This window comes from uncultured Microbulbifer sp. (assembly GCF_947498635.1).
Taxonomy (GTDB): domain Bacteria; phylum Pseudomonadota; class Gammaproteobacteria; order Pseudomonadales; family Cellvibrionaceae; genus Microbulbifer; species Microbulbifer echini.
This window is the reverse complement of the sequence record NZ_CANMKV010000062.1, coordinates 1-12,537: the sequence shown is the minus strand read 5'-3', so window position 1 is coordinate 12,537 and position 12,537 is coordinate 1. Positions and strand designations below refer to the sequence as shown.

Here is a 12,537-nt window from a genome sequence, read left to right as displayed (position 1 = left end):
GGAAGCGGGTAATTTTCTTGCATCAATAATATCCATTTGGATATTATATAGAACTATAGGATCGCCGGGTTAATAATCACCGCCGATAGCGATGAATATGCAACAGAAGAACAAAACAGAGAGCTGTTTGAACTTATAAATGCAAACAGTAAACGGCATAGGATCTTCGCCGGGAACCATATTTTGCCAGCAGGCTATATTGATACTGTTGCCGGATGGCTCCAGTAGATGAAAGGGTTTATGCCCCTCCAGAAACCAAAAAAGCAGCCCTTCGGCTGCTTTTTTGGTACGAAGGGAAGCGCGCAATCACGGCCAATTAAATTCTACCGGCCACAGTTTTTGCGAAGCCTGGTCGTACTCATCCCACAGCTGACGGTAAGTTTTCTGCTCGACCGGATGCAATACTTCTGGAGCAATCTCTGCCAGAGGCTGTAAAACAAAGGCATTTTTTACAATCTCACCGCGGGGTAACTTTACTCCGTCGATAGCACCAGTGAGATTATCGTAAGTGAGGATATCAATATCCAAGGTGCGGGCGCTGAACATGGGCCCTGAGCGCAGGCGACCATTGGCGTCTTCGATTCCGCGTAAACAAAGGGCCAACTGCCCAACCGGCAAATCTGTATGCAGCCCCACTACCAAGTTGTAAAAATTATCCCCAAGGAATCCTACCGCTTCACTTTCGAAGACACGAGATACCTGCAAGTCACCAAACTGCCCGGCGAGGGCGTCCAGCGCTGCGCGGATATATTGCGCGCGATTGATATTACTACCGAGGCTGAGATACACCTGAGCCACGTTTACACTCCCGCAGACATCGCTGCTGCTCCTTTTGCCGGCCTTTCGCCGCGCTCGATAATGACACCCACATCCCTGGACCCTCTGACCGCGCCGGGTTTAGACAAACGCAGTCGCAACCAGCTCACAGAAAACTCTTCCCTGACAATTGCCGCAGCCCGTTCCGCCATAGTCTCCACCAACAGAAACTCGCTGCTCTCAATAAAAGCAATCAGCCGCTTGGCCACCGCCTTATAGTTGAGCGTGTATTCGATATTATCTGTACGCGCCGCCTCGCTGATATCGAAAGCCATCTCCAAATCAAGGCTGACGGTCTGGCGTACTTCCCGTTCCCAATCGTAGATACCGATAATGGTATCCACCTTTAAATCCCGTATATAAACAATATCCATCTATCGGCTCTTTTCTTTTTACTGCCAGGATGTCCCTGCGATTTTTTAACGTTCCGTCTTGGGCAGTTCGGTCATCGGCCAGCGCGGGCGCACATCCACAGCCAGGTCGCTTTGCTCTCCAGCCTTCAAGCGCAAGCTACCGGCATAGGCGATCATGGCACCATTATCCGTACAAAATTCATGGCGCGGATAGTAAACGCTGGCGCCGTCCTTACTTAGGCCCGTTTCCAGACGCTCGCGCAATCGTTTATTTGCAGAAACCCCACCGGCAATCACCAGTGTTTTGTAGCCGGATGTCTCAATCGCGCGACGACATTTAATCACCAAGGTGTCCACCACCGCCTCTTGGAAGGCCGCCGCAATATCCGCACAGCTCTGCTCATCCGGTAGACCATCTTCAAGGGCGTGCTTGCGCACCGTGGTCAGGGTGTAGGTTTTCAGACCTGAGAAACTGAAATCCAGCCCCGGCCGATCCGTCATCGGGCGCGGGAAGGTAAAGCGCTTGGGGTCACCTTTCTCGGCCAAGGCTGCCAGCCGTGGACCGCCGGGGTAATCCAGGTCGAGCATCTTGGCCGCCTTGTCAAAGGCTTCACCCGCCGCATCATCCAGAGACTCCCCCATCAGCTCGTAGTCGCCGAGGCCACGCACTTCCACTAGCTGGGTATGGCCTCCGGAGACTAATAGAGCCACAAAAGGGAAGGCGGGAGGATTCTCCTCCAACATCGGTGCCAATAGATGGCCTTCCATATGGTGTACCGCCACCGCGGGAATACCCCAGCCATACGCCAGGGCGCGACCGGCGCAGGCCCCTACCATCAAGGCCCCTACCAAGCCTGGCCCTGCGGTATAAGCCACACCATCCAGATCAGAGGGCCTGGTATGCGTTTTGGCCATAACCTGGCGCACCAGGGGCAGCAGTTTGCGTACATGATCACGGCTTGCCAGCTCAGGCACCACACCACCGTAATCGGCGTGCAAGTCCACCTGACTGAACAGGGCATGGCCTAGCAGGCCGGACTCTGAATCGTAGATAGCGACGCCAGTTTCATCGCAGGAAGTTTCTATACCGAGGACGCGCACTTGATTTCATTCTCGTAACTGCTTCGAGGGCCGTTATCATACTGGAAAATAAGGTTGCGATCCCGTAGCGGAGTGTTTAGAATTTGCGCCCTCGCTGTGAACCGGCCACCGGATGCAACTGCGAGAGCATTGCCGGAATGGCCGAGAGAAACGAATTTTAACAGGTATCCTAATGCCCTCAGTACGACTTAAAGACAACGAACCTTTCGATATTGCCCTGCGCCGTTTCAAGCGCTCCTGTGAAAAAGCAGGCGTACTGTCCGAAGTACGTCGTCGCGAGTTCTACGAAAAGCCCACTGCTGTACGTAAGCGCAAAGCTGCTGCCGCCGTTAAGCGCCACGCCAAGAAGCTGCAGCGCGAAAACCGCAAGTTCCAGCGCCTCTACTAAGAGCCGCCGGCAGCATTAAGCCTGTCGCAGCGAGGCAGCCGGACGGGCTCAGCCCCGTAGCGGTACCCAAAACGGCGTGCGAGTTTTACTCGCGCGCCGTTTTTCGTTGTGCCAATCGCATTCTCCCCGCGCGGCAGACGCGCTATCCTTAGCGCCCAAACCTCACAATCAACGCCAATCCCGGAACACTCACTATGAGCACCCTCAAGGACACCCTGACTCAGGCCACTAAAGATGCAATGAAAGCGCGAGCAAAAGAGCGCCTGGCCACCCTGCGTCTGATCAATGCCGAGATCAAGCGGATTGAGGTAGACGAGCGCATCGACCTGGACGATGCCCGCATCCTCGCCCTGCTGGACAAGATGACCAAGCAGCGTCGCGACTCCATCACCCAGTTTGAAAAGGCCGGACGTGACGAGCTGGCAGCGGTGGAGCGGGCCGAGATTGAGGTTATCCAGGAGTTTCTGCCCAAACAGCTAAGCGAAGCGGAGATCAGCCAGATCGTCGCCTCCGCCGTTCAGAGCACGGGCGCCAGCAGCATGGCCGACATGGGCAAGGTGATCGCTCAGGTTAAGCCCCAGGTACAGGGGCGCGCGGATATGGGCGCGGTGAGCAAACTGGTCAAGGCCCAGCTGGCCTAACGCCCAACTCGATCACGGAGCACTATGTCCAGCAAGATTCCTCAGCACTTTATCGACGATCTGCTCGCGCGGGCAGATATCGTCGAGCTGGTGGATAGCCGGGTCAAGTTGCGCAAAACAGGCAAAAACTACTCCGCCTGCTGCCCCTTTCACGACGAGAAAACCCCGTCCTTCACGGTAAGCCCGGATAAGCAGTTCTACTACTGCTTTGGCTGTGGCGCCAATGGCAACGCCATTGGCTTCCTGATGGAATACGACCGGCTGCCATTTCCCGAGGCGGTGGAAAAGCTAGCCGCCACCCGCGGCCTGGAAGTCCCCCGCGAACAACTGGCGCCGGGGCAGGAGAAGCGCCAGCGGGAAAGCCAATCCCTCTACCAGCTCACAGAAAAAGCCGCCGAGTTCTACCGCGCGCAGCTTCGCAGCCACCCCGCTGCTGGCAACGCCGTGGCCTATCTGCGCAATCGCGGCCTATCCGGGGAGATCGCGCGGGACTTTGACATAGGTCTGGCCCCGCCGGGCTGGGACAACCTGCTGAATGCCCTCGCAGACACCAGTGAAAAAGCCGATCAACTGGAACAGGCCGGTCTCGCCATCCGTCGCCAGGACAGTGACGGCAGCACCAAGTCCGGCGGGCGCCACCACTACGATCGCTTTCGCAATCGCATTATTTTCCCTATCCGCGACCAGCGCGGCCGCACTATTGCTTTTGGTGGCCGGGTACTGGGGGACGAGAAGCCCAAGTACCTGAATTCCCCGGAAACGCCGATATTCCACAAGAGCCGCGAGCTCTACGGCCTGTGGGAAGCCCGCCAGGCCAACCGCAACCTAGAGCGGCTGATCGTGGTTGAGGGGTACATGGATGTGGTGGCCCTGGCCCAGTTCGATATCCGCTGCGCCGTCGCCACACTGGGCACCGCCTGTGGCGAAGATCATATTCAACTGGCCTTCCGCCACACTTCCGAGCTATTGTTCTGCTTTGATGGCGATCGCGCCGGCCGCGCCGCCGCGCGCCGCGCCTTGGAATCCGCCCTGCCAAACATGCAGGACGGCCGCAGCCTGCGCTTCTTACTACTGCCCGAGGGTGAGGACCCCGATACCCTGGTACGCCAGCTGGGCGGAGAGCGCTTCCAGCAATTGATCGAAGAGCAATCCCTGCCGCTAGAGGACTTCCTCTTCGACCTGCTCAGCGAGGACATCAACTTGCAGACCATGGACGGCCGCGCGCGCCTGTCCAAACTGGCGGCACCACTGCTCGATCTGCTCCCCGCAGGCGTCTACCGCCAACTTATGTTGCAGCAGCTGGCCTCGCGCACCGGACTCGATAAAGACACCCTGCAAGAGGTGATCCGCGCAGAGAAGGCCCGTACCGCCGCCCAGGTGCAGCGGCCCCAGTCCCAACCGACAGTTGCAAATCCCGCAGCCAAGCCTCACTCCGATTTCAGCGAGGAGCTGCAACACCGCACGCCGCCGGAGCCCTGGCCCCGAGAGGGTGCCCCCTACCCAGAGCCCCTACCGCCCCTGGCGGATAATCCCCGCCGCAGTGGTCAATATCGCCTGCCGCCCGAGCGCATGCTGGTCGCCCTAATCTTGCACCACCCCGAACTGGCCGCGCAGATTGAGGATCTACAACACTTTCGCGCCACCGGTAATCCCGACCTAGTGCTCTTTGCGCAACTGGTAGAGCTCTTTAAGAGCCGCCCACAACTGAATTTCCGCCAGTTGATCGGACACTGGCGCGCCCACCATGGCGCGGAATCCAGTGACATTCTGGCAAAACTCGCGATATCCCCCCTGGTATCCGGTGTGCGCCACTTGGCCCAAGGGGACAGCAATCTGGAATATGACCCCCAGGCGGAATTTAGCGACTGCCTGCGACACCTGCAGAAGTCCGATGACAAACAGCGCAAGCGCGATCTGCTCGCCCAATTGAAAGGCGCAACCCCACTGAGCCAGGAAGAACAGCTGGCGCTATTAGCCAACTGGCGCAGAAAAGACAATTAATCTGCATTAACCCCTTGAAAACTGCGGGCTCATCACTATATTCACTCACCCCGCCGGGCGGGATCGGGAACCCCAGCACCCTAAACTTCGCACCATAGCCGTCGCTTGACAGCTACAGTGGTTATTGCTAGTGCAAATACGCTATAATCCCCAGTCTTTGTCCCGTATTTTCATCCCCAGAATTCAGGGTTGTGCATGACCGACAAAACCCAGCAACAAACCTCCCGCATCAAGGAGTTGATCGCCCGCGGTAAAGAGCAGGGCTATCTCACCTATGCCGAGGTAAATGACCACCTCCCGGAAGATATTTCTGATCCCGATCAGGTGGAAGACATTATTGGCATGATCAACGACATGGGTATCAAGGTGTTCGAAAGCGCACCCGATGCCGAAGAGTTGTTGATGGCCGAGGGTGACAGTTCCGCCGACGAAATCGCCGCCGCCGAAGCCGCTGCCGCACTGGCTGCGGTAGAGTCCGATGTAGGCCGCACTACCGATCCGGTACGCATGTATATGCGCGAAATGGGCACCGTAGAGTTGCTCACGCGCGAGGGCGAAATCGCCATTGCCAAGCGTATCGAAGAGGGGCTGCGCGAACTCATGGCCGCTCTCGCCTACTGGCCTGGCGCCGTAAAACAGATCATCGACGAGTACGCGCTGATCGAGAAGGAAGAGCGCCGCGTGCCCGACGTGATCTCCGGCTGGCTCGACCCCGCCGAAGACGTCCCACCCGGAGCTCAGGCCGGTCAAGCTGCAGAGGCCAGTGCCAGCAGCAGCGATTCTTCCAATAGCGACGATGACTCAGACGACGATTCAGACGACTCCTCCACCGACGAAGAGGAAGAGAACGTCGGCGGCCTCGATCCCGAGGAACTCGCCCAGCGCATGAATGCGCTCATCGCCGCTCAGAGCGCGGCCGATGAGGCGATCGCCGCCCACGGCCGTGACTCTAAAGAAGCCGGTGAAGCCCTCGAAGCCGTCGCCGAAGTATTCCGTTATTTCAAGCTGGCCCCGCGCCAGTTCGATCCGCTCTACGGTGAAGTGCGCAATATCTTGGACAGTGTGCGCAGACAAGAGCGCATCACCATGAATCTGTGCATCAAGCGTGCACGTATGCCGCGCAAGACCTTTATCAAGGAATTCCCCGGCAACGAAACCAATGAAGATTGGATTCCAGCGATCATTAAAAAGAAGCGCGACTACTCCGATGCCCTGCGCCATGTGGTAGACGACATCGTGCGTGCACAGCGTAAACTGGCCCAATGCCAAGAGCGTTCCGGCCTGGATGTCGGTCAGATCAAAGAGATCAACCGCCGTATGTCCATCGGTGAGGCCCGCTCTCGCCGCGCCAAGAAGGAAATGGTGGAAGCCAACCTGCGTTTGGTAATCTCCATCGCCAAGAAGTACACCAACCGCGGCCTGCAGTTCCTGGACCTGATCCAGGAGGGCAACATTGGCCTAATGAAGGCGGTAGATAAGTTCGAATACCGTCGCGGCTACAAGTTCTCCACCTATGCCACTTGGTGGATTCGCCAGGCTATCACCCGTTCCATCGCAGACCAGGCGCGCACCATCCGTATTCCGGTGCATATGATAGAGACTATCAACAAGCTCAATCGCATCAGCCGCCAGATGCTTCAAGAGATGGGGCGCGAGCCCACTCCAGAAGAGCTGGGTGAGCGTATGGAAATGCCGGAAGACAAGGTGCGCAAAGTCCTCAAGATCGCCAAAGAGCCCATCTCCATGGAGACGCCTATCGGTGACGATGAAGACTCACACCTGGGTGACTTTATCGAAGACCAGAACCAGTCCTCCCCGGTAGATACCGCTACCCAGACCGGCCTGCACGACGCCACCCGCTCCGTGCTTTCCGGCCTGACCGCGCGTGAAGCCAAGGTACTGCGTATGCGCTTCGGCATCGACATGAATACCGACCACACCCTGGAAGAGGTGGGCAAACAGTTTGACGTAACCCGCGAACGTATCCGTCAGATCGAGGCCAAAGCGCTGCGCAAGCTGCGGCATCCATCCCGATCGGAACACCTGCGGAGCTTCCTCGACGAGTAAGCACCAACAAAAAAGCCCGGCTCGACCGGGCTTTTTTATGTGACACAATCATGACTGCCCGCGAGGGCCTACGAATGGCAGGAGAGCACGACGGTGCAAGAAGAAGTCGCCAACAAACCCGGTAAGAAAGGCGTCGCCCGCCTGATTGCCGCCGCCAAATACTCAAGTCAGGGCCTCAGCGCAGCCTGGCGCAACGAGGAAGCCTTCCGCATTGAAGTCATCCTCGCTCTATTCTTTGTCCCTTTTGCCCTATGGATAGGAGACACACCGGCCGAGCGCGCCGTACTGATAGCCGTTAGCCTAGTGGTACTGCCTCTGGAACTGATCAACAGCGCCATTGAAGCCACCGTAGATCGCATAGGAGCGGAGAAGCACCCACTGGCCAAGATCGCCAAAGACACCGGCTCTGCCGCCGTCGCAGTGGCCTTGATAATGTGGTTTATCGTTTGGGGCTGTATCGTAATCCCCAAGCTACCAATCTAATCCACACAATACTCTAAATGGGAGGCCCCGCCTCTCGCTATTATCAAGCTGAACATGTGTACCAATTAAGCCCAATAAATTGTACAGCCGTACCATTCGGCGAAGGCACCACCATTTCTTAGCCAGCTATTGATTAATAAGTGTACTAATCGGCAACCTGCAAAAACTATGATCGAGTCACGATATTTGAGATGCGTTGATGGAGAGTAATCCCTTTAACAAAGGCATTGATTTGAAAGGAAAAATCTTGTACTTTCCCCAACCGCTTGCAGTGATCTCCGCAAGCCATGTGTGGGCCCTTAGCTCAGTTGGTTAGAGCATCCGACTCATAATCGGCAGGTCCTGGGTTCAAGTCCCGGAGGGCCCACCATCTTCTCTACTTTTTCAGAATTGAATTTACTCTAAAAATAGTACCGCCCACCCTTTCTTCCTGTCTCCTCTACCGTTAATCGCTAAAGTTCCACTAAGCGTTACTACCTCTTTGTAAGCAAATGAATGCAAAGATCAGTTTTCACAAATACAAACGTTCCTTGCTGCAACCTGAGCTCTAGAGCTTCAAAGCTCACCCGTTTATCTTTGCTTGCTTAATTAGATCTCGGGTCGATTTGCTGGTTATTCACAATACTTGGTAAATAAGTTTTACTGAAACTAACAATTTTTCGCTCTGAAACTATGATCAATGGCAGCGGGTGATCGCAGTAATTAATAACAGCGGCAACCAATATCTAAGGAGAAGAATCATGAAAGCACTGACACTGAAAGCACCCGGTGGACTGGATCACATTTCGCTGAGCGATATTCCTGATCCCGGTGAACCGGGGCCTGGGCAGATTCGGGTGGCTATAGGCGCGTCCTCTCTCAACTTCCATGATCTACTGGTAGCCAATGGCAGCATACCCACAGAAAGTGGTCGTATTCTGATGTCCGATGGTGCCGGCACAGTAGAAGCCGTTGGTGAGGGAGTAACTGAATTTAAAGTGGGGGATTCTGTAGTGTCCTGCTTTTTCCCCCAATGGCAGGCGGGGCCTGCAAACCATAGCGTTTGGGGGTTTGCCAATACTCCCGGTGATGGTATCGATGGGATGGCCGCGCAATATGTTGTGCGCGATGTCACCGCATTTACCCTGGCCCCCAAGGGGTGGAGCCATACCGAATCCGCCACGATCACCACGGCGGGCCTCACCGCTTGGCGCGCATTGGTAAGTGACGGCAAAGTAAAACCGGGGGACTGCATTTTAACGCTGGGCACCGGTGGGGTATCTATTGCAGTGATTCAAATCGCCAATATGTTGGGCGCCAAAGTAATTGTGACATCGTCATCGGATGAAAAGCTCGAACGCGCCAGTAAATTAGGGGCTACGCACGGTATCAACTACAAGACCCATACACAGTGGTCAGAAAAAGCGCTCGAGTTGACCCAAGGCAAAGGGGTTGATCATATTATTGAGTTGGGAGGACCAGCCACTCTGGAACAATCGATTCAATCAATCCGGGTCGGTGGACACATTTCACTGATTGGTGTTTTAACTGGTAGAGAGGGAGAGATTCCAACAGCTCTGCTGATGGGAAAACAGGCTCGTCTACAAGGATTAGTTGTGGGCAATCGCCGAGAACAGCAAGACTATGTGGCGGCGCTAGAGACCAACGCGATTCATCCGATTATTGATAAGACCCTGCCATTCAGTGAATTGGCTAAGGCCTTCGAGTACCAGACCAGTGGCTCACACTTTGGAAAGATTTGTGTGGAGTGGTAACAAACTCAAGCTATTTGCCTGAAGAACTCTCCGTATAGAACCTGCCACACTCTATACGGGAGTTGTCACACACTTCGATTTATCCTAAACCTAATGCCATAAATCCTTTGCCACGATCTGCACGGATATAGCTTATAAAAACTGTATCCGCTGCCCAGTGTTCCCCTTCAAATAGTTTTCCCTAGTAACGCTTAAATTTCTAACACCAAGAATTACCAAGCCATCCTATTCAATGGGTCTAAAGCTGAATGATTTGCGATAAAGTCATTACCGTTAAGCGTATTTATACTCACCCCACCTCTGTAGTTCACCCATACTTGGGCATCAATCACAGCGTCATGGCCTCTTCATCAGTTTGGAAAGCACTATGAATCAGCACATCCGTGCGACCTTATACATCCTCACAGTGTTTGCAGCCCACTCACATGCTGAGTCCCCTACTGTAAATCCACCAACAGAGAGTCAGATCAAAGACTATTTGTCTGGCAACCCCAATGATCATTCCGGATTGCACCCTACCCATTCACACAAGGGTTACCAGCAGTTTGACTTCAATACTATTGATATCGAAAAACTCAAACAGAAAAAAGGCAAATTGTATTCCAGCGAAGAGGAAATCAGGCGAGTACTGTCTGGCGGAGTAAATAACCCAACGGGCGAAAAGCAGCTGTGGAAAGAGGGCCTGATGTTCCAGGGTATTGAGCCTATGGAACATATGATTTCTGCCGCCAATTGGTTTCCACGCACAGAAAAATTACAGCCAAATGAAATGCGCGTAACATTTATGGGGACATCCCCGGTTATTCGACCAGGACAGGCAAATACCAGCATATTTGTTGAGTTGGGCAATGGGGATAACTTTATCTTTGATTTAGGCGAAGGTTCCATCGCAAATTATTCAGCCGCCGGACTGGCATTGAACGAACTCACCAAAGTCTTTATCACGCACTTGCATGTCGATCACTTTGGTTCACTGCCCTACTTGTATAAATTTGGTGGCTGGAATGGGCGCTGGCACGAACCTTTAACTGTATATGGACCCTCCGGATCCAGTGAGGAATATGGCACCAAATGGATGGTGGACGGCATGCTGAAGATGCTGAACTGGCATACCGATGCTTTCGATGTATTTCCCGCAGGAAACCAGATTCGTGTAGTCGAGTTCGATTATAAGGATGACGGCGGTGTTATTTATGACAAGGATGGCGCGACTGTTCGTCATTGGCGCCGAAGCCATGCCAAAGATGGCGCCTCTGCTTACCGACTCGATTGGAAAACACCCGACGGTGAAAATCTATGCTTTGTCTGGACCGGGGACGGCCGCCCCTCCAAGCTCGACCTTAAATATGCAAAGGGCTGTGATCTCTATGTCACCGAGGTACAGACAGAGCTGCTCGGTCTAAGTTCGAAGGTACAGGGGGTGCCGCCTTTTCTCGCACGCTATACCGTCGACACCCATCATACGCCGGGGTACGCCGCTGGATGGCTTGCCAATCAAATAAAGCCCATATTATTTATGACAACCCATATGCCCTTCGACCCTTATTTGAATGAGGAAACTGTCGCCCAGATACGGGAGTTTTGGAAGGGCCCCTATCACTTTGGGGCACCGGATGGGATAGTGGTCAATATCACCCCACAGCAAGCCTGGGTACGTGAGGGCATACTACCCGACTATCCCAATAACCGTGCTCCACAATTTGATATGTCCAGCGGTAAAGATTTTGTGATACCGCACCCGCGCAAAGCGCGTAAAGATATTCAGCAACAGGAAATACGCGACCTCGAAGTAAATCCAGATCTCTATTACCCAAAGGGATACAAGCCTGAACTTCTAACCGAATGGCCAGTAGATTCGGATCTCGTCTTACCCACAGAAGAAGTACCCGAGTCAATGAGAAAAGGAATGGGGCAAGCGGAAGAGGACAGAGCCAGGTTACGCAAAGCTCATGGGCTGGAAGACTAACGAACCACTAAAGGCGTTCATTATTTAATTTCTCTGGAAATAGACCTAAGAATACTAGTAATAATAGGCTTTATCACTTATCGTCACTCAATTTTTTTACTATGACTCTTTCTACTGTGCCACATTTCCAATATATCCGGCAATAAAATAAAGGTACATCTACTCTAACCCCACTCCAAGCTAAACCGATGCGCCGATATAACAAGAGCTGGAATCAATATCGAAGGAAAAAATTAGAGTTGATGTTTTTTCAAATTCATGTAGAACTACAGCTGTCTTTCTGCAGTTTTAATGCGGCACCTTGAGTAATTACATGAATTATATGCGGCCCTAAATTCTGCTTACAGTGCAGTCATTATACTTTCACGATCCTTATCCCGGATAAAATTCAATAATTGTAACAGTGCTCCGTCTCTTCCCTCCTTGTAGTCTTCCCAGCTGGTTGTCATGGTTAAATCAGGATAGAGAGCATCGCTAGGCGATTCTATAAAACCATAGTATCGCTTGGAAATACTTACACTACGTTTGGAATTTTTTAGCCTGAAGTAGTTAGCTTCAGAGGCAATATTGGGGTCTGCCCCTGTGGGGCTTCCTACCAAAGTAGCATTAAGGATTTGTTGATATTGTGCTGTATTACACATCGCTGCTGACTGGGTACCTGAGTCCATCATCACGAATATACCCTGGCGCCAGTCTAATTGATCGAGCCCCTGGATACAGGCAGAGAGTGCTAAACCAGTATAGAAGTCACCTCCGGGGTTACCACGAAAATCTATCACCAGATTTCGAGCTCCACTATCACGAATAGTATTCTCTATGCCCTCACAGTGTTTCTGTAGCTGTTCGGACTCTGGATAACGATCAAAATTGATATAGACTGTATTGTAATCATTTCCTGCATTCAACTCTGAAGTGCATCAGTTAATCACCTGGAAAAGAACGGTCAGCTGAAGGTAATATCTGCTGC

General features: G+C 53.4%; 11 protein-coding genes and 1 tRNA gene. 8 read left to right on the top strand and 4 right to left on the bottom strand.

Annotation, left to right across the window (positions count from 1 at the left end):
• Positions 1 to 306 precede the first annotated feature (306 nt).
• Genes folK through tsaD form a run of 3 tightly spaced genes read right to left on the bottom strand, consistent with a single transcriptional unit; the run spans position 307 to position 2,270 of the window.
• Positions 307 to 798 carry a 2-amino-4-hydroxy-6-hydroxymethyldihydropteridine diphosphokinase gene (gene folK, locus Q1A69_RS19175; RefSeq protein ID WP_299589213.1) on the bottom strand — a complete coding sequence of 164 codons (492 nt, stop codon included), beginning with the start codon at positions 796 to 798 and terminating at the stop codon, positions 307 to 309.
• A 2-nt stretch (positions 799 to 800) separates the two neighbouring features.
• Positions 801 to 1,190 carry a dihydroneopterin aldolase gene (gene folB / locus Q1A69_RS19170; protein WP_299589211.1) on the bottom strand — a complete coding sequence of 130 codons (390 nt, stop codon included), beginning with the start codon at positions 1,188 to 1,190 and terminating at the stop codon, positions 801 to 803.
• 45 nt (positions 1,191 to 1,235) lie between these two features.
• Positions 1,236 to 2,270 (bottom strand): tRNA (adenosine(37)-N6)-threonylcarbamoyltransferase complex transferase subunit TsaD, encoded by a 1,035-nt coding sequence (gene tsaD, locus Q1A69_RS19165; protein ID WP_299589209.1) that lies wholly within the window; start codon positions 2,268 to 2,270, stop codon positions 1,236 to 1,238.
• A gap of 172 nt (positions 2,271 to 2,442) precedes the next feature.
• On the opposite strand from tsaD, the gene rpsU reads away from it, so the two are divergent.
• The 8 genes from rpsU (at position 2,443) to gntH (ending at position 11,570) form a co-directional block, all read left to right on the top strand.
• Positions 2,443 to 2,658, top strand: a complete 216-nt coding sequence (gene rpsU / locus Q1A69_RS19160) for a 30S ribosomal protein S21 (RefSeq protein ID WP_183461320.1) — start codon at positions 2,443 to 2,445, stop codon at positions 2,656 to 2,658.
• A 194-nt stretch (positions 2,659 to 2,852) separates the two neighbouring features.
• The gene (locus tag Q1A69_RS19155) at positions 2,853 to 3,299 is read left to right on the top strand and encodes a GatB/YqeY domain-containing protein (protein WP_299589207.1); all 447 of its coding nucleotides are present in this window, start codon (positions 2,853 to 2,855) and stop codon (positions 3,297 to 3,299) included.
• A gap of 24 nt (positions 3,300 to 3,323) precedes the next feature.
• Positions 3,324 to 5,300, top strand: coding sequence for a DNA primase (dnaG, locus tag Q1A69_RS19150; protein WP_299589205.1), 1,977 nt, complete (start codon positions 3,324 to 3,326; stop codon positions 5,298 to 5,300).
• 195 nt (positions 5,301 to 5,495) lie between these two features.
• Positions 5,496 to 7,367 carry an RNA polymerase sigma factor RpoD gene (gene rpoD, locus Q1A69_RS19145; RefSeq protein WP_299589202.1) on the top strand — a complete coding sequence of 624 codons (1,872 nt, stop codon included), beginning with the start codon at positions 5,496 to 5,498 and terminating at the stop codon, positions 7,365 to 7,367.
• Positions 7,368 to 7,460: 93 nt separating this feature from the next.
• Positions 7,461 to 7,850 (top strand): diacylglycerol kinase, encoded by a 390-nt coding sequence (locus tag Q1A69_RS19140; protein WP_299589199.1) that lies wholly within the window; start codon positions 7,461 to 7,463, stop codon positions 7,848 to 7,850.
• A 293-nt stretch (positions 7,851 to 8,143) separates the two neighbouring features.
• Positions 8,144 to 8,220, top strand: a tRNA-Ile gene (locus tag Q1A69_RS19135).
• 370 nt (positions 8,221 to 8,590) lie between these two features.
• Entirely contained in the window at positions 8,591 to 9,604 is a 1,014-nt protein-coding gene (locus Q1A69_RS19130; RefSeq protein WP_299589196.1) for an NAD(P)-dependent alcohol dehydrogenase, read from the top strand.
• 367 nt (positions 9,605 to 9,971) lie between these two features.
• On the top strand, positions 9,972 to 11,570 hold the full coding sequence (gntH, locus tag Q1A69_RS19125) for a guanitoxin biosynthesis MBL fold metallo-hydrolase GntH (RefSeq protein ID WP_299589193.1): 1,599 nt from the start codon (positions 9,972 to 9,974) through the stop codon (positions 11,568 to 11,570).
• Positions 11,571 to 11,911: 341 nt separating this feature from the next.
• Here the strand turns inward: gntH and Q1A69_RS19120 are convergent, their stop codons facing one another.
• Entirely contained in the window at positions 11,912 to 12,475 is a 564-nt protein-coding gene (locus Q1A69_RS19120) for a hypothetical protein (RefSeq protein WP_299589190.1), read from the bottom strand.
• Positions 12,476 to 12,537 lie beyond the last annotated feature (62 nt).